This window comes from Blastococcus sp. SYSU DS1021, from assembly GCF_054050995.1.
The window spans coordinates 27,602-44,304 of the sequence record NZ_JBJHAL010000021.1 but is presented as its reverse complement, the minus strand read 5'-3'; the positions used below and the strand labels follow the sequence as shown (position 1 = coordinate 44,304).

Sequence of the window (16,703 nt, the reverse complement as noted above, 5' to 3'; positions counted from 1 at the left end):
CCTCGTTGCCCGGCACGGTCCTCCGCAGGCGCCGCCGCCGGTCAGCGCGAGGCGCCGGCGCGCCGCTTGTTGTAGACGTCGAAGGCCACGGCGAGCAGGAGCACGAGGCCCTTGACGACCATCTGCACCTGCTGCTCGATCCCCATGAGCTGCATGCCGTTGGTCATCACCGCCATGATCAGCCCGCCGACCATGGCGCCGACCACCGTGCCCACGCCGCCGGTCACCGCGGCACCGCCGATGAAGGCCGCCGCGATGGCGTCGAGCTCGAACATCTCACCCGCTGCGGGCTGGGCCCCGTTCATGCGCGAGGAGTAGATGATCCCGGCGATCGCGGCGAGGAAGCCCATGTTGACGAAGATCCAGAAGTTGACCTTCTTGACCTTCACCCCGGAGAGCATCGCCGCCGGCAGGTTCCCACCGATCGCGTAGACCTGCCGCCCGAACACCGTGCGGGTGGTGACCAGGCCGTAGACCAGCACCAGGACGGCCAGGATGATCAGCACGATCGGCAGGCCGCGGGAGTTCGCGAGCTGCCAGGCGAACGCCATCACGACGACGCCGACGGCGACCACCTTGAGGACGAACAGGCCGAGGCTCTCGACCGGCTGGTCGTAGCGGATGCGCGCCGACCGGGCCCGCCAGCCGCTGACCGCGTAGCCGGCCACCGCGACCGCACCGATCAGCAGGGTGAACGCGTCGTAGCCGTAGCCGCCGAGCCAGCCGTTGATGAAGCCGGTGGCGATCTGCCCGTACTCGCGGGGGAAGGGCGAGAGCGAGACGTTGTCCAGGACCTGCAGGGTGAGGCCGCGGAACAGCAGCATGCCGGCGAGGGTGACGATGAACGCCGGGATGCCGACGTAGGCCACCCAGAGGCCGTGCCAGGCGCCGACGGCGATGCCGACGGCGAGCGCGGCCACGATGCCGACCCAGTACGGGAAGCCCTGCTGGATCACCAGCACGGCCGAGACCGCACCGGTGAGCGCGACCACGGAACCGACCGAGAGATCGATGTGCCCGGCGATGATCACGATCACCATGCCGATGGCCAGCACCAGGATGTAGGAGTACTGGAGGACCATGTTGGACAGGTTTCCGGGGCTCAGCGAGTCCCCGCCGGTGAGGACCGCGAACAGGGCCACGATCGCCACGAAGGCGATGTAGATGCCGCTGGTGCGCAGGTTCGCGGTGACCAGGCCCAGCAGCCCGCCGCCCCGCGCGTCCTCCTTCGCCTGCTGCGCGGCGCCCGGCGCCGGCGTGATCTCCTCGGTCTGCGGCACGGTCTTGGTCACGCCGCGACCTCCTTGTCCTGGGTCATGAGCTCCATCAGGTTCTCCTGGGTCGCCTCGCGCACGGGCAGCTGACCGGTGATCCGGCCGGCGGAGAGGGTGTAGATGCGGTCGCAGATGCCGAGCAGTTCGGGCAGCTCCGACGAGATGACGACGACGGCCTTCCCGTCGGCCACCAGACGGTTGATGATCGTGTAGATCTCGTACTTCGCGCCGACGTCGATGCCGCGCGTCGGCTCGTCGAGGATGAGCACCTCGGGGTCGGTGTACAGCCACTTGGACAGCACGACCTTCTGCTGGTTGCCGCCCGAGAGCTTGCCCACGACGGCGGAGACCGTCGGCGCCTTGATGTTCATGCTGCGCCGGCTGGCCTCGGCGACCTTGGTCTCCTCGTTGGCGTTCACCCAGCCCCGGCGGGAGAGCTTGCCGAGGGCGGCGGCGGAGACGTTGCGCCGGATGTCCTCGATCAGGTTGAGGCCGTAGTGCTTGCGGTCCTCGGTGGCGTAGGCGATGCCGTGGTCGATCGCCTCCGGGACGTTGCGGGCCTGGATCTCCTTGCCGTGCATGTACAGCCGGCCGGAGATGTTGCGGCCCCAGGAGCGGCCGAAGATGCTCATCGCCAGCTCGGTGCGCCCGGCGCCCATCAGCCCGGCGATGCCGACCACCTCGCCGGCGCGCACGTCGAAGCCGGCGCCGTCGACGACCTTGCGGTCCTGGGTGGGGTGCCACACGGTCCAGTCCTCGACCCGGAGCACCTCCTCCCCGGGGTGCGACTCGCGGTCGGGGTAGTAGCTCTCCAGATCGCGGCCGACCATCCCGCGGATGATCCGGTCCTGGGTGACCTCGCCGGCGTGCAGGTTGAGCGTCTCCACCGTCTTGCCGTCGCGGATGACCGTGACGTTGTCGGCGATCGCGGTGATCTCACCGAGCTTGTGCGAGATCATGATGCAGGTGATGCCGCGCCCCTTGAGGTCGCGGAGCAACCCCAGGAGGTGCGCGGAGTCGGTGTCGTTGAGGGCGGCGGTGGGCTCGTCGAGGATGAGCAGCCGCACGTTCTTCGACAGCGCCTTCGCGATCTCGACCAGCTGCTGCTTGCCGACGCCGAGCTGGCCGACCGGCGTCTCGGGGTTCTCCCGCAGGCCCACCGACCGCAGCAGCGCCTCGGCCTCGGCGTGCGCGCGGTTCCAGTCGATCAGGCCGCCGCGGCCGCGGCGCTCGTTGCCGAGGAAGATGTTCTCGGCGATCGAGAGGTAGGGGACCAGCGCCAGCTCCTGGTGGATGATCACGATCCCCACCTGCTCGCTGTCCCGGATGCCGCTGAAGGCGACCGGCTGACCGTCGAAGACGATCTCGCCGTCGTAGCTGCCCGCCGGGTACACGCCCGAGAGCACCTTCATCAGGGTGGACTTGCCGGCTCCGTTCTCCCCGCAGATCGCGTGGATCTCGCCGGCGCGAACCGCGAGGTTCACGTCCTCCAGCGCCTTGACCCCGGGAAAGGTCTTGGTGATGGAGCGCATCTCCAGGATGTTGTCCATGGGACTCCGTCGTCCTCGGTGCTGAGTGGGTCACGGTGCTGGGCGGTGCACGGAACTGCTGGATGGTGCCCGGTCGGGCCCGGCGGCGAGAACGCGGCGCCGAGCCCGACCGGTCGTGCGGGGTGCTGCCGAGGAGCGCGGGTCAGCTGGTCTGACCGGCGGCGACCTCGTCGGCGGTGTAGTAACCGGAGTCGATCAGGACCTGCTCGATGTTCTCCTTGGTAACCGTCTCCACCGGGAGCAGGTACGACGGCACGACCTTCACGCCGTTGTGGTAGCTCTCGGTGTCGTTGGCCTCGGGCTCCTCGCCCTCCAGGTAGGCCTGGGCGGCCGCGACGGCCTGCTCGGCCAGCAGCCGGGTGTCCTTGAAGATCGTCGAGTACTGGATCTCGTCGTCGATCAGCTTGACGGAGGCGATCTCGGCGTCCTGACCGGTGATGATCGGCATCGGCCGCTCCGGGGCGGTGATCGTCGGGCCGTAGCCGGCGTTCTCCAGGGCGGTGATGATGCCGCGGGACAGGCCGTCGTAGGGCGAGAGGACGCCGTTGAGGACGGTGCCGCTGTTGTACGTGGAGGTCAGCAGGTCCTCCATGCGCCGCTGCGCGCCCTCCTGCGCCCAGCGCAGGATCGCGGCCTGCCCGATGTCGGTCTGCCCGGACGGGACGACCAGCGTGCCGTCGTCGATCAGCGGCTGCAGCACCGACATGGCGCCGTCCCAGAAGAAGTGCGCGTTGTTGTCGTCCAGCGAGCCGGCGAACAGCTCGACGTTGAACGGACCGGCGGCGTCGGTGCGCTCGCCGTTCTCGTCCAGGACGCCGAGGCCCTTGAGCAGGGACTCGCCCTGGGCGACGCCGACCTTGAAGTTGTCGAAGCTGACGTAGAAGTCGACGTTCTCGGTGTCGCGGATGAGCCGGTCGTAGGAGATGACCGGGATGCCCTCGGCGGCGGCGTTGGCGAGCTGGCTGGTCAGCGCGGTGCCGTCGATGGCGGCGACGATCAGGGCGTCGACGCCCTGGGTGATCATCGTGTCGATCTGCTGCGCCTGGGTCGGGATGTCGTCGTTGGCGTACCGCAGCTCGACGTCGTACCCGGCCTCGGTCAGCTGCTCCTCGACGTTCTCGCCGTCGGCGATCCAGCGCTCGGAGGTCTGCGTCGGCATCGAGACGCCGATCGACAGGTCCTCCGGGTTGGCGTTGGCCGTGTCGTTGGTGCTGCCGGCGCCCTCGCCGCCGCACGCCGCCAGACCGAGCGCCAGGGTGGCGCCCAGTGCGGTCAGGCCGAGCTTCTTGCTCACATGGGCCTCCTCGTTGAAGCTTCTGCCGCCGTCGCGTCGGCGCTCAGGCCCGCGTCTGCGGACCCGTCTATGTGAGCGCTAACACGAGCCGCCGTCAAGTGCGGTTCGCGTCACGGTCGCGTAACGACACGTCCATCCGCCGGACACCCGGCAAGCGCCGTCCGGGCAGGCGCACGCCCGGCCGCCAGCGCGTTCTCCCCGCCGGGCGGCCGGTACGGGCGGTCACCGGGCGGGCCGCTCCCGGGCGCGTCGGTTGCGCGGCGTCACCCGTTCGTGCGCCCCGCAGCCGGCTACCGCAGGGTGATCTGGCGGGAGAGCAGCCCGGCGCGGGCGCGCCGCTCGTCGGCGGTCAGCGGGGCCGTCTCGGCCAGGGCGGCCTCGAGCCGGCTCTGGAACTCGGTCGCCGGTGCGGCCCAGTCCTCGGCCGGGGTGTCGGCCGGCAGGTCCCACACCGGGACGACGAGACCGTGGGCGCGGAAGGCGCCGGCGTAGCGGGTGCCCTCACCGAGGAGGATCTGCTCGGACGCCGACAGGCGGGCCAGCGCGTCGAGCAACTGCTCCTCCTTCTCCGGCCGCACCCAGCGCAGGTGCGCCCGCTCGCTGCCCGGGCGCACCCAGTAGGCGGCCTCCAGCCCTTCCAGCCGGACGGTGGGCAGGATCGCCTCGTTGGCCTGGGTCAGGCCGGCGCGCGCGGCGGGGCTGGGGTCGGTGCCCTCCAGCCAGAAGTCGAAGCTGTCGTGCACGGTCACCTCGAGCGGCGCGGTGAGGTCGAGCACCTCCTGCAGCCGTGGGCCGGCCGAGCCGGTGCCCCCGATGGGGCCCGGGTCCACCGGCGCGCCCGCGGGGGCCTCCAGCGCGGCGGCGACGGCGGTGCCGAGGTCGCGGCTGACGTCGTCCGACGACGTCGCCAGCTGGGCGCCGACGAGGATCTGGCCGTTGGCGCGCACCAGAGCGGGGGCGCCGCCGGGCAGCACGCTGGCCAGGGTGAGCTCGCGCCCGTCGGCCGAGCGCAGCGTCGCCGTCGCCGCCGGGACGAGCTCGCGCAGCGCCACCCAGTCGGCCTCGCCGGGCAGGCCCTCGAACGGCCGGACGACCGGCGGGGCGTACCCGGAGCCGTGGCAGTGCTTGTAGCGGCGGCCCGACCCGCAGGGGCAGGGCGCCTTCGGGTTCACGCCCTCCGGCGCGGCAGCGGGGGCGGACGAGCGCTTGCGGGAAGCCATGCGGGTCAGCGTATGTGGCGGGGTGCGGGGCCCCGCCCCGAGGCCGCGGGCGCCGGGGGACGCGGCCTCGAAGCCGAGTTCGTCTCACTCGTCGGCGGGCCCGCGGGTGCCGGACGCCGCGGGCGGGCTCCTAGGCTTCCCGGCGTGTCCCCGGCCGTCGACGCGCTCGACCTCACCGCCCCCTCGTTCGTCGCCGACCCGTACCCGGCGTTCGCGCGGGCCCGGGCGCAGGCGCCGGTGCAGTGGCACGAGGGGCTGGGACTCTGGTTGGCGTTCACCCACGCGGAGTCCAACGCCGTGCTGCGCGACCGCCGGCTGGGCCGCATCTGGGCGGACAAGGAGCCGGCCGACCGGTTCGAGAGCTTCAACCTCATCCACCGCAACGCCATCCTGGAGATGGAGCCGCCGGACCACACCCGGCTGCGGCGGCTGATCACCAGCGCGTTCGCCCGCGGGCACGTGGAGCGGCTGCGCCCGTGGGTGGAGGAGCTGGCCGGCCGGCTGGCCGACGAGCTGGTCGAGCGCTCGGCCGGGTCGACGCCGGTCGACCTGCTCACCGGCATGGCCGAGCAGCTGCCGGTCGCGGTGATCGCCGAGCTGCTGGGCGTGCCCGAGGCCGACCGCCCGCTGCTGCGGCCGTGGTCGAACGCGATCGTGAAGATGTACGAGTACGGGCGCACGGCAGCCGTCGAGGAGGCGGCCGAGCGCGCGGCGGACGAGTTCGTCACCTACCTGCGGCAGCTGGCCGCCGAGCGCCGTACCGCCCCCGGCGAGGACCTGCTATCCCACCTGGTGTCCGTCCGGGACGCCGACGGCGACCGGCTGACCGAGGACGAGCTGGTCACCACCTGCATCCTGCTGCTCAACGCCGGCCACGAGGCCACGGTGAACGTCACCGGCAACGGCATGCTGGCGCTCCTGCGCCACCCCGACCAGCTGGCTGCCCTCCGCGCGGAGCCGGGTCTGCGCCCCGCGGCGCTGGAGGAGCTCATGCGCTTCGACCCGCCGCTGCAGCTGTTCGAGCGCACCGCCACCGCGGACGTGGAGCTCGGCGGCGTGACCGTGGCCGAGGGGCAGAAGATCGCCGCCCTCCTCGGCGCGGCGAACCACGACCCCACCGTCTTCGCCGACCCCGAGACCCTCGACGTCCGCCGTAGCGACAACCCGCACATCGCGTTCGGTGCGGGCATCCACTTCTGCATCGGGGCGCCACTGGCCCGGGTCGAGCTGCAGGCCACCTTCGGCGCGCTGCTGGACCGGACGTCGGTGCTCGAGCTCGGCGGTGAGCCGGTGCGCCGTCCCGAGTTCGTCATCCGCGGCCTGGAGACGCTGCCCGTCGTCCTCACCGCCTGATCGGGGCCGTTACCGAACCGAGATCTTCCGCGCTGGGGTCCGGCTGCCGGGCCGATACGTCTTCCGGGTGGAGGCATCGGCGGAGGGTGGGCGCGTGGGACGACCGAGGGACGACGGGTTCACGGACTTCGTCCGCGACCACGGGCCCGGGCTGCTGCGCACGGCCTGCCTGCTGACCGGGGACCGCGCCCGGGGCGAGGACCTGGTGCAGACGGCGCTCGCCCGCGCCTTCGCCTCCTGGCCGAAGGTGCAGCGGGCCGACAACCCGCTGGCCTACGTGCGCCGGATGCTGGTCAACAGCCACTTGAGCTGGCTGCGGCTGCTCACCAACACCGAGCAGGTCATCGAATCGGTCCCCGACCGGGGGGACGGCACCGACCTGCAGGCGGCGCACGCCGCGGCCGACGAGCTGCGGGCCGCGCTCCTGCAGCTCTCGCCCCGCGCGCGCACCGCCGTCGTCCTCCGGTACTTCGACGACCTCAGCGAGGCCGAGACCGCCCGGTTGATGCGGTGCTCGACCAGCACGGTCAACAACCACGTCACCCGCGGGCTCGCCGCGCTCCGGGCGCTGCTCGCACCCGGGGACCCCTACGAGCAGCTGACCGGGAGGTCGTCGTGAACGACGTCGAGCAGTTCCTGCCCGCGCGGCTGACCGCGCTCGCCGACAGCATCGCGGCCGGCGGGCGCGTGTCGCCCGACGACGTCGTCGCCCGGCACCGGCAGCGCCGCCGCACCCGGGCCGGCGTCCTGTCGACGGTCGCCGCGATGGTCGTGATCGCAGTCGGCGTCCCGGCCACGGTCGGCTCGCTGTCGTCGGCACCGGCCGGCCCGGCCGCGCCCGCCCCGGCGACGGTCGTCCCCGATCGGACCTCGGAAGCGGAGCGGTCGGCCTCGGCGGAGGCCGACCGGGCGGCAGCGGCGGAAGCCGAGGCGGAACGGGCGTCAGCGGCGGAAGCCGAGGCGGAACGGGCGTCAGCGGAGGAGGCGCAGGCCGGTGTGGCTGCGGCCGCTGCCCAGGCGGCTGCGGCCGCTGCCGCGCCCGAGCTCGAGGCCACCGCCGCCGCGCTGGGCGGGCCGGTCGTGCTCAGGTCCCCTGCTGAGTGGGACCGGTGGCTGCCCGCCGGCAAGCCCTACCCGGGGGTCTCCACCGAGGAGGACATGGCGACCTGCCCGCGGCTGTCCGCGCGGCTCGGCGAGGCCCTCGACGACGAGTTCAGCTACTGGACCGGCACCCTGCCGGCCGGCCCGTCCGGCTGCACCTGGGTGCCGGTGCCGCTGTCCTACGACGGGCCCTACGACTACGCGTACCTCGTCGACGTGGGTTTCCTGGGCGACGGGACGACGGTCGAGCAGCTGCGGAGCACCTACGTCATGGGCGGCGGCCAGGCGGAGTACCCGGGTGCGACGCCCTGCCCGTCGGCCGACGTCCCTGGCGGCGGGGCGCTCATCCTCTGCCCCGGGATGGACGAGCGTTACGACGCCCGGTGGTCACTCGCCGTTCCCGACGCCCGGGGGGCTGGCGTGTGGGTGCTGTCCGCGACGGCCCAGTCGTCGACCGGCCGCTCGTCGGCGGAGGCGTTGACCGTGCTGACCGAGCAGCTCCGGGACATCTACGGCTGACCGACCCGGCGGCCCGCACCCCTACCGCTGGAAGGTGAGCGCGGTCACTGGCAGGATCCGGACATGCGCGGCTTGATGCAGGACTACCCCCTCACGATCGACTCGATCTTCCGGCACGTCGAGCAGCACTACGGCGACGGGACGATCGTCACCAACAACCCCGGGGGCGTGACCCGGGCGACGTACGCGGAGTGGGCGCAGCGCACCCGCAAGCTGGGCGGCGTCCTCGACACCCTGGGCGTCAGCGCCGACGGGCGGGTCGGCACGTTCGGCTGGAACAGCCAGCGGCACCTGGAGCTGTACTTCGCCGCGCCGTGCACCGGGCGCGTGCTGCACACCCTCAACGTGCGGCTCTTCCCCGAGCAGCTCACCTACATCGCCAACCACGCCGAGGACGAGGTCATCTTCGTCGACCGCACGGTCCTGCCGCTGCTGTGGCCGCTGATCGACACCATGAAGACGGTCAGGCAGGTCGTGGTCATGGACGACGGCGGCGGCAACGAGATCCCCGACGACCCCCGCATCCTCGACTACGAGACGCTCCTGGCCGACGCGCAGCCGGTCGAGTTCGGCGTCACGGACGAGTGGCGCGCGGCCTCGATGTGCTACACGTCCGGCACCACCGGCAACCCGAAGGGCGTCGTCTACTCGCACCGCTCGACGTTCCTGCACACCATGGGCGTGATGGCGCCCAACGCCTTCGGCCTGGGCATCCGCGACGTCGCGATGCCGGTCGTGCCGATGTTCCACGCCAACGCCTGGGGCATCGCCCAGGCCGCCCCGGCCGCCGGCGCATCGCTGGTCATGCCGGGCGCGCTCATGCAGCCCGAGGCGCTGGCGAAGCTGATCGTCGACGAGGGCGTCACCTTCACCGCCGGCGTCCCGACCATCTGGCAGGGCGTGCTCCCGCACCTGGCCGGGCAGCCGCACAAGCTGCGCGACATCGGCTGCGGTGGCTCCGCTGTGCCGAAGGCGCTCTCCGAGGCCTACCGCGAGCAGGTCGGCATCCCGATCCTGCAGGCGTGGGGCATGACCGAGACCCACCCGGTGGCCTCGTCGGGCGTGCTGCCCAAGCGCTACGAGGACGCCGACGACGAGACCAAGGCGGCCCAGCGGGCGCGCGCCGGCATCCCGTTCCTCGGCGTCGAGGCGCGCATCGTCGACTCCGACACCCTCGAGCCGCAGCCGTGGGACGACAAGGCCACCGGTGAGCTCCAGGTGCGCGGGCCGTGGTGCGCGCAGGACTACTACAACCCCGACGCCGGTGTGGAGCTCACCACCGCCGACGGCTGGATGAAGACCGGCGACGTCGCCGCCATGGACGAGTACGGCTCCATCCGGATCGCCGACCGCACCAAGGACCTGATCAAGTCCGGCGGCGAGTGGATCAGCTCGGTCGACCTGGAGAACGCGATCATGAGCCACCCCAAGGTGAAGGAGGCCGCCGTCGTCGGCATCCCGCACCCGAAGTGGGACGAGCGCCCGCTGGCCTGCGTCGTCCTCAAGGAGGGCGAGGAGGCGTCGGAGCAGGAGATCCTCGACCACCTCAAGCCGCTGGTGGCCAAGTGGTGGATGCCCGAGGCGGTGGAGTTCATCGACGAGGTGCCCAAGACCAGCGTCGGCAAGTTCTCCAAGAAGGACCTGCGCAGCCGGTTCGCGGAGTACCAGGTGAAGAGCTGACCCCTTCGCGGGTTGATCATCGGCAGGTGGTTGCCGGCACCGGCGTGTCGGGCGACCACCTGCCGATGATCGAATTCGGCGGGCGCGGCGGAACCGCGCCCACCCCCCGGCCCGTCATCCTCTCCAGAGGGCGATCCGGCGGAGGGTGAGTGGAGCGGGACGAGGCGTTCACGCGGTACGTGGACGAGCGCTGGCCGGTGCTCGTCCGCTCCGCCGTGCTGCTCGGCTGCGCCCGCACGGAGGCCGAGGACCTGGTGCAGACGGCCCTGGTGCGCTGCTACGTCGCCTGGGACCGGGTCGGCACCGCCGACAACCGGGACGCCTACGTCTACCGGGTGCTGGTCAACTGCCACCACGACAGCCGCCGCCGCCGATGGTGGGGCGAGCGGCCGACCGCGGAGGTGCCCGACGTCGCCACCGACGACGGCACCGCGCAGGTGGACGACGCCGACGCCGTCCGACGCGCGCTCTCCCGGTTGAGCCCGGCGCACCGGGAGGTCGTCGTGCTGCGCTTCTACGCCCACCTGGGCGAGCAGCAGATCGCCGACGCGCTGCGCATCGCGCCGGGGACGGTGAAGAGCCGGCTCTCCCGTGCGCTGGCCCAGCTGCAGACCGATCTGGACGTCGCCGAGCTGCGGGGAGGGAGGGCATCGTGACCGATCGGGAGACCTCGGCGTTGCTGGGCGAGGTGGCGGAGCGGGTGCCCGTCGGCCCGCCGCCGACGGCGCAGCTGCTGCGGGCCGGCCGCCGAGCTCGGCGGCGCCGAGCAGCGGGTGTCTCGCTCGCGGTCGCCGCGGGGGTGGCGGTGGTGGCCGGCGGGGTGGTCACCGTCGTCGACCTGCCGAGCGGGCAGGACGACGCCGCGGGCTCGGCGTCGGTGCTGGTCGCCGAGGAACCGCGGCAGGACGCTCCGGAGGCCGCCGACGCCGACCCGGGCACCGGCATGCCTCCGGCCGACGGCGGGGACGAGCCCGGGACGGCGGCCGGCAGCGAGCTGTCGCAGCTCGCCGAGGACCCGACGGCCAGGCGCACCGGGCCGCTCGCCGGCACGGAGGCGAGCTCCTGCGCGCTCGAGTACAGCTCCGCCGCCGTCGGCAGGCTGGACTTCGCCTTCACCGGCGTGGTGGTGGGCATCGGGCCAGCCGTCACGACGCAGGCCGGTTCACCCGGGCCGCCGGAGGACCTGGTCGGGGTCACCTTCGCCGTGCAGGAGTGGTTCTCCGGCGGATCGGGCGAGACTGTGACCGTGGACCTCCCGGCGCCGTACGACCCGGCAGCGGGCAGCAGCACGCCGGGCCCGGTCTACGGGGTCGGGTCGCGCCTGCTGGTCAGCGGCGCCGACCGCTGGGAGGGCGAGCCGCTGGAGCCGATCGCCTGGCTGTGCGGTTTCACCCGCTACTACGACGAGGAGACCGCCGCGTCCTGGCGTTCCCCCTGAGCGCAGAGCAGTCACCGTTCCCGCGTTGACCCGCGCCACCTGACCTGAAGCCGCGCCACGGCACGGCTCGACGTCCGCCCGAGCGGCTCAACCCTCGCAGACGACCGGCGCTGGACCTCAGCGGACGAAGGGCTCCTCGCCGGTCTCGCTCACCATGGGCTTGCCGGCGGCCTGCCACTCGCCCATGCCGCCGCCGACGTTGACCGCGTCGTAGCCGTTGGCGTTGAGCCACGCGGCCACCCGTGCCGAGCGGCCACCGCCGCGGCAGGTGACGTAGAGCGGGTCGGCCTCGGGCAGCTCGTCGAGCCGGGCAGGGACGTCGCCCATGGGGATGTGGGTGGCGCCCTCGATGTGCCCGTGCACCCACTCGTCGTCCTCCCGGACGTCGAGGACCACGGCGTCCGCGGGCATCTCGGAGGCGGGCACGGTCGGAACCTGCTGCGGCATCACGCTCTCCATCGTGGCACGAACACCGGTTGCGCGACCGGCGCCCGCCGCACTGGGAGGATGGGCCCGATGTCCCCCAGCCACCGGGCCGCCCCAGGCGCCGCCCGCCCGACGCCCGTGCGCGAGCCCGCCTGGGAGCTGCCGCGCTCGGCGATCGGGCTGTGGGTGGTGGAGAGCCTGATCAGCGCGGCCTTCATGTGGCTGGGCATCGGCGCGTTCCTGCTCTTCGTCCCCGCCGACGCCGGCGACCCGGTCCCCCTGATCCGCACGCTGCTCCCCCTGGCCGGCGGCGTCTACGCGGTCATCGCCCTGAGCATCCGGCCGTGGTTCAAGCACCGCGTGTACCGGTGGGAGATCACCAACGAGGCGGCCTACACGCGCACCGGCTGGCTCACCCAGACCTGGACGTTGGTGCCGATCTCCCGCATCCAGACCGTCGACGTCACCCGCGGCGTGCTGCAGCAGATGTTCGGCCTGGCCACCGTCGCGGTGCTCACCGCCTCCAGCCAGGGCACCGTGCGCATCTGGCACCTGGAGCAGCACGTCGCCCAGCGCGTCGCCGACGACCTCGCCCGCCGGGCCGAGCTGGTCCGCGACCAGGCCACCTGAGCGCCGTGCAGCCCGCGCCCCCACCCCCGCGCCGGCCGGCCGGCCCGCTCCCGCCCTGGCCCCCGCCCCTCGGCCCGCCGCCCGCGCCGCCCACCGAGCCCGGACGGCGGCTCTCCCCGCGCGTCATCGCCGTCCACACCGCGACGTTCCGCCAGGCCCGGCAGTTCGTCCCGGCCGTCATCCCGATCGTCGCGGCCACCGGGTTCGGCGGCGGGACGCGCACCGTCGTCGCCCTCGTCATCGGCGTCACCGTCCTCTCGCTCCTCACCGCCGCCCTCAACTGGTGGCGGTTCAGCTACGCCGACGGGCCGTCCGCGGTCGTCATCACCCGCGGGCTGCTGGCGCGCTCGGTGCGCACCGTCCCCAACGACCGCATCCGCGGCGTCGAGGTGGAGGCACCCCCGCTGCACCGCCTCTTCGGCCTGGTGCGCGTCCGCATCGACGCCGCCGCCGGGGCGGTCTCCGACGGCGACGAGGAGCTGCTCGTCGACGGCGTCCCGCGCGCCGAGGGGGACCGGCTGCGCGTCGCCGTGCTCACCCACCGCGCCGCCGCCGCACCCGCGGCTCCCCCGGACGGCGCACCGGCACCCGAGCCCGTCGAGGAGGAGTACGCCCGCCTCGACCACCGCTGGCTGCTCTACGCCCCCCTGGTCGGCACCTACCTCGCCGTACCGCTCGCCGCCGTCGGCGCCCTGTTCCGGCTGGCCGAGGAGCTGCCCGAGCAGCTCACCCCCGAGTTCGAGGAACCGAACCTCTCCGACGTCCAGCTGATCGGTGCCGGGATCGGCATCGCCGTGCTCGTGCTGCTGCTCGGGTCCGTCATCGGCGCCGCCGTCGTCAACTGGCGGTTCCGGCTGGCCCGCCGCGGCGGCTCGCTGGTCGCCTCGCGCGGGCTGCTCACCCGCCGGCACACCGAGCTGGAGGTCGACCGCATCCGCGGCGTCACCGTCACCGACGGGCTCGGCATGCGACTGGCCCGCATCGCCCGCGTCAACGCGCTGGTCACCGGCCTCGGCGACGCCAGCGGCCGCGGCCAGCTGCTCCCCCTCGGTCCGCGTGCGGAGGCGTGGGCGCTGGCCCGGCGGGTCACCGACGTCCCCGGCGAGCTCACCCCGCACCCGCCCGCGGCCCGGCGCCGGCGGGTGATGCGGGCCGTCGTGTTCGGGCTGCTAGTCACCGCGGGCGGCGGTGTCCTCCTGGCCGAGCAGGGCTGGTGGTGGCTGCTCGCCGTCGGCATCGTCCTCACCGTGCTCGGCGTCCCGGTCGGGATCGCCCGCTACCGCTCCCTCGGGCATGTGACCGGGCCCCGGACCTTCTCCGTCCGCAGCGGCTGGCTGGTGCGCGAGCAGGTGGTGCTCGAACGCCGGGCAGTCGTCGGCTGGCAGGTGCGGCAGTCCTTCTTCCAGCGGCGTGCGGGACTGGCCACCGTCACCGCGTGCGTGGGCGCGGGCAGCGGCGGCTACGCCGCGCAGGACATGGCCGCCGACGAGGTCCCCGCGTTCACGCTGGCCGCCTCCGAGCCCTGGGCCGGCACGCTCGGCAGGTGAGCTGCCCGAGGTAAGGGAAGGTGAACCTTCCGAGACCGGCGGTTGTCGATCATGCCCCCGGGTAGCTGGCCCGGCGATGACGTCCTGGGGAGTTCAGCCGACGAGGCCACCGGTGTGCCGCACCGGCTCCCCGGCGCCCAGCCCGACGCGGCCGGCCAGCGCCGCCGCCTCCACCCGCGTCGCCACGCCGAGCCGGCGCAGCAGGTGGGCCACCAGCCGCTTCGCCGTCCGCTCCGAGACGTGCAGCGTCGTCGCGATGTCCACCGTGCTGGTGCCGTCGGCGATCAGCCGCCAGAGGCGCCGCTCGTCGGCGGTGAGCTGGTCGACGATGCTCTGCTGCCCGGCGGGCGCGGCGTCCTCCAGCAGCTGGCGCAGCAGCGCCTCCGGCACGACCGACCACCCGTCGAGGACGGCGAGCAGCGGCCGCACCAACGCCTCGGGGTCCGCCGTCTTCGGCAGGAAGCCCGCCGCGCCGGCCCGCAGCGCCTCGATGGCGGCGTCCGCCTCCGCCAGGCCGGAGAGCGCGACCACCCGCACCATCGGGTCCGCCCGGCGGATGGCGGCGATCGCCCTGGTGCCGCCGGGGGGCGGCATGTGCAGGTCGACGATCGCCACGTCGGCGTGGTGGCGCTGCACCAGCGCCGCGGCGGCCGAGGCGTCGTCCGTCGTCGCCACCACCCGGACCCGGCCCTCGCTGAGCCCCGGCAGCAGCAGGCCCAGCCCACGCGTGAACAGCGGGTGGTCGTCCACGACGACCACGTCCACCGGCGGCCTGCGGTCAGCAGCGGCCGCGTCGTCGGTCTGCCCCACATCACTCCTGACGGTCGGTGCGCCCCACGGTGCCACTGCCCGGCTCCCCTGAGGAGGTGCCCGTGACCCTGGCTGCCGACACGCAGACGTCGACGCGTAGCCGCGGACTGCTCAACGATCTCGTCCGCGTGCTGCGCGCGCACCTTCCGCACCCGCGCCGGAGGCCCGGATCCGATCCGGAGATCCCCAGCCCAGAGGACGCCGTCGTCCGTGCGCTCTGCCACGACATGCGCAGCCCGCTGGCCTCGCTCGAGGCGGTGCTGGGCTCGCTGGACCGGGCCCCCGAGCAGGCCGGTGAGCTGCTCGCGCTCGCACGGGCCCAGACCGCGCACCTGTCGTCGATGCTCCGCACGGCCGACGCCACCGGCGGCGCGGTCCGGCGGTCACCCGGCACCCGCCGTCTCCGTGATGTCCTCCAGGCCTCAGTCGCCGCCTCGGGGCTGCCCCGGTCGCAGCTCACGGTGCAGTTCGACGACGGTGCGGGGGAGATCGCCGTCGGGGACGCGCGGGTGCAGCGCATCCTCATCAACCTGCTGGAGAACGCCCACCGCCACGGCGACGGCGCCCCGGTGCGGCTCCGCGTGACCGCCCGCGCGGGCTGGGTCGACCTCTCCCTCACCCAGCCCGGGGTCCCCGTCGACCGCATCGTCCAGCACCTGCGGCAGACCCGGCCGCCGGTGGACCTCACCGGGCTCGGGCTGTGGTCGGTGCAGCGCCAGGCCGGGGAGCTGGGGGGCCGGGTGCTGTGGTTCCGGGACGGCGAGGACTTCACCCTCACGGTGCGGCTCCCGGACCGCTGAGCACGTCGCCCTCCGGACGACCGAGCAATTGGCACCGGGGGGCCACGGGACGGCACCGGTGGGCCACCCGGGGCGGGCAGAACCTCGTCGTCACCGCGAACGCGGTGGAGCGACGACGCAAGGAGAGCCCGTGTTCACGCACACCCACGCCCTGCAGTACGAGGCCAAGCCCGACGGCCCCGACGCCGCGTTCGCCCGCCGGATGCAGGAGATCCTCGGCGGCCAGTGGGGCGAGATGACGGTCGCCACCCAGTACCTGCTGCAGGGCTGGAACTGCCGGCTGCCCGGCAAGTACAAGGACATGCTCCTGGCCATCGGCACCGAGGAGCTGGCCCACGTCGAGATGATCGTGACGATGATCGACCGGCTGCTGGACCACCAGCCGCTCAAGCCGGACTCCGCCGACCGCACCAAGGAGGCGGCCGCCGGGTACGGCGACGTCAACCCGCAGCACGCCATCGTCAACGGCGGCGGCGCCTACTACCGCGACTCCATGGGCCTGCCCTGGAGCGGCGGCTACGTGACCGCCAGCGGCAACCTCATGGCCGACTTCCACTACAACGCCACCGCGGAGATGCAGGGCCGGCTGCAGGTCGCCCGGCTCTTCAACATGACCGACGACCCCGGGGTCAAGGACATGCTGCGCTTCCTCATCGCCCGCGACCACATGCACCAGATGCAGTGGCTCGCCGCGATCGAGGAGCTCAAGGAGGACGGCCTCGAGGGCATCCCGGTGCCGGAGGCGTTCCCGCTCGAGGAGGAGCCGGGCAACTTCGGCTACACCTTCATCGACGCCTCCGACGGCCCGGACGCCGCCGCCGGCCGCTGGGCCTCCGGCCCGGCCGTGGACGGTCGCGGCGAGATGTCCGCCGCCCCGATCGAGGCGACCGCCGACGCGCCGATCCTGCCTCCGGGCGACCCGCGGCTGTTCCCGACCCCGCAGATGGAGGGTCAGTCGATGCTGCAGCGGGCCAAGGACATGCTCAAGTAGGCCCTGGCCCCACCTGCACCTGCGCCGTCGCCGTGCCGGCGGCCCACCCGCGACGGGTGCGGCCGCCGGC

At 73.4% G+C, this 16,703-nt stretch carries 16 protein-coding genes; 10 read left to right on the top strand and 6 right to left on the bottom strand.

Annotated features, from left to right (window positions below; all coding sequences use genetic code 11):
* Window positions 1–41: 41 nt before the first annotated feature.
* From mmsB to ACI8AP_RS15535, 4 genes are all read right to left on the bottom strand, one after another.
* Entirely contained in the window at window positions 42–1,292 is a 1,251-nt protein-coding gene (mmsB, locus tag ACI8AP_RS15550) for a multiple monosaccharide ABC transporter permease (protein ID WP_456590265.1), read from the bottom strand.
* Window positions 1,289–2,824 carry a multiple monosaccharide ABC transporter ATP-binding protein gene (gene mmsA / locus ACI8AP_RS15545; RefSeq protein WP_456590264.1) on the bottom strand — a complete coding sequence of 512 codons (1,536 nt, stop codon included), beginning with the start codon at window positions 2,822–2,824 and terminating at the stop codon, window positions 1,289–1,291. Before mmsA ends, mmsB begins: the two co-directional genes overlap by 4 nt.
* Window positions 2,825–2,966: 142 nt before the next feature.
* Entirely contained in the window at window positions 2,967–4,118 is a 1,152-nt protein-coding gene (chvE, locus tag ACI8AP_RS15540) for a multiple monosaccharide ABC transporter substrate-binding protein (RefSeq protein WP_456590263.1), read from the bottom strand.
* A 290-nt stretch (window positions 4,119–4,408) separates the two neighbouring features.
* A complete protein-coding gene (locus ACI8AP_RS15535) occupies window positions 4,409–5,338 on the bottom strand; it encodes a DUF5926 family protein (protein ID WP_456590262.1) in 930 nt (309 codons plus the stop codon).
* A gap of 144 nt (window positions 5,339–5,482) precedes the next feature.
* Between ACI8AP_RS15535 and ACI8AP_RS15530 the strand changes: the two genes are divergently transcribed.
* The 6 genes from ACI8AP_RS15530 to ACI8AP_RS15505 all read left to right on the top strand — a co-directional run bounded on the left by ACI8AP_RS15530 (window position 5,483) and on the right by ACI8AP_RS15505 (window position 11,429).
* On the top strand, window positions 5,483–6,691 hold the full coding sequence (locus ACI8AP_RS15530; RefSeq protein ID WP_456590261.1) for a cytochrome P450: 1,209 nt from the start codon (window positions 5,483–5,485) through the stop codon (window positions 6,689–6,691).
* Between the two features lie 94 nt (window positions 6,692–6,785).
* Window positions 6,786–7,310 (top strand): SigE family RNA polymerase sigma factor, encoded by a 525-nt coding sequence (locus tag ACI8AP_RS15525; RefSeq protein WP_456590260.1) that lies wholly within the window; start codon window positions 6,786–6,788, stop codon window positions 7,308–7,310.
* Complete coding sequence (locus tag ACI8AP_RS15520) at window positions 7,307–8,311, top strand: hypothetical protein (protein WP_456590259.1); 1,005 nt, start codon at window positions 7,307–7,309, stop codon at window positions 8,309–8,311. The genes ACI8AP_RS15525 and ACI8AP_RS15520 overlap by 4 nt, the downstream gene beginning before the upstream one ends.
* A gap of 63 nt (window positions 8,312–8,374) precedes the next feature.
* Entirely contained in the window at window positions 8,375–9,991 is a 1,617-nt protein-coding gene (locus ACI8AP_RS15515; RefSeq protein WP_456590258.1) for a long-chain fatty acid--CoA ligase, read from the top strand.
* A gap of 149 nt (window positions 9,992–10,140) precedes the next feature.
* The gene (locus ACI8AP_RS15510) at window positions 10,141–10,647 is read left to right on the top strand and encodes a SigE family RNA polymerase sigma factor (RefSeq protein WP_456590257.1); all 507 of its coding nucleotides are present in this window, start codon (window positions 10,141–10,143) and stop codon (window positions 10,645–10,647) included.
* Window positions 10,644–11,429, top strand: a complete 786-nt coding sequence (locus tag ACI8AP_RS15505; RefSeq protein WP_456590256.1) for a hypothetical protein — start codon at window positions 10,644–10,646, stop codon at window positions 11,427–11,429. Before ACI8AP_RS15510 ends, ACI8AP_RS15505 begins: the two co-directional genes overlap by 4 nt.
* A gap of 117 nt (window positions 11,430–11,546) precedes the next feature.
* On the opposite strand, the gene ACI8AP_RS15500 is transcribed toward ACI8AP_RS15505, so the two are convergent.
* On the bottom strand, window positions 11,547–11,855 hold the full coding sequence (locus ACI8AP_RS15500; RefSeq protein WP_456590255.1) for a rhodanese-like domain-containing protein: 309 nt from the start codon (window positions 11,853–11,855) through the stop codon (window positions 11,547–11,549).
* A gap of 90 nt (window positions 11,856–11,945) precedes the next feature.
* Between ACI8AP_RS15500 and ACI8AP_RS15495 the strand changes: the two genes are divergently transcribed.
* Window positions 11,946–12,485, top strand: a complete 540-nt coding sequence (locus ACI8AP_RS15495) for a PH domain-containing protein (RefSeq protein ID WP_456590254.1) — start codon at window positions 11,946–11,948, stop codon at window positions 12,483–12,485.
* A 5-nt stretch (window positions 12,486–12,490) separates the two neighbouring features.
* Window positions 12,491–14,032: a PH domain-containing protein gene (locus ACI8AP_RS15490; protein WP_456590253.1), complete on the top strand. Its 1,542-nt coding sequence runs from the start codon at window positions 12,491–12,493 to the stop codon at window positions 14,030–14,032.
* Between the two features lie 93 nt (window positions 14,033–14,125).
* On the opposite strand, the gene ACI8AP_RS15485 is transcribed toward ACI8AP_RS15490, so the two are convergent.
* Window positions 14,126–14,842: a response regulator gene (locus tag ACI8AP_RS15485; RefSeq protein ID WP_456590252.1), complete on the bottom strand. Its 717-nt coding sequence runs from the start codon at window positions 14,840–14,842 to the stop codon at window positions 14,126–14,128.
* 62 nt (window positions 14,843–14,904) lie between these two features.
* On the opposite strand from ACI8AP_RS15485, the gene ACI8AP_RS15480 reads away from it, so the two are divergent.
* Window positions 14,905–15,642, top strand: coding sequence for a sensor histidine kinase (locus ACI8AP_RS15480; protein WP_456590251.1), 738 nt, complete (start codon window positions 14,905–14,907; stop codon window positions 15,640–15,642).
* Window positions 15,643–15,772: 130 nt separating this feature from the next.
* A complete protein-coding gene (locus tag ACI8AP_RS15475) occupies window positions 15,773–16,633 on the top strand; it encodes a manganese catalase family protein (RefSeq protein ID WP_456590250.1) in 861 nt (286 codons plus the stop codon).
* Window positions 16,634–16,703 lie beyond the last annotated feature (70 nt).

Coding starts and splice junctions, on each gene's coding strand:
- mmsA (WP_456590264.1), bottom strand. CDS start 2,824: ATGGACAACATCCTGGAGATGCGCTCCATCACCAAGACCTTTCCCGGG.
- ACI8AP_RS15535 (WP_456590262.1), bottom strand. CDS start 5,338: ATGGCTTCCCGCAAGCGCTCGTCCGCCCCCGCTGCCGCGCCGGAGGGC.
- ACI8AP_RS15515 (WP_456590258.1), top strand. CDS start 8,375: ATGCGCGGCTTGATGCAGGACTACCCCCTCACGATCGACTCGATCTTC.
- ACI8AP_RS15495 (WP_456590254.1), top strand. CDS start 11,946: ATGTCCCCCAGCCACCGGGCCGCCCCAGGCGCCGCCCGCCCGACGCCC.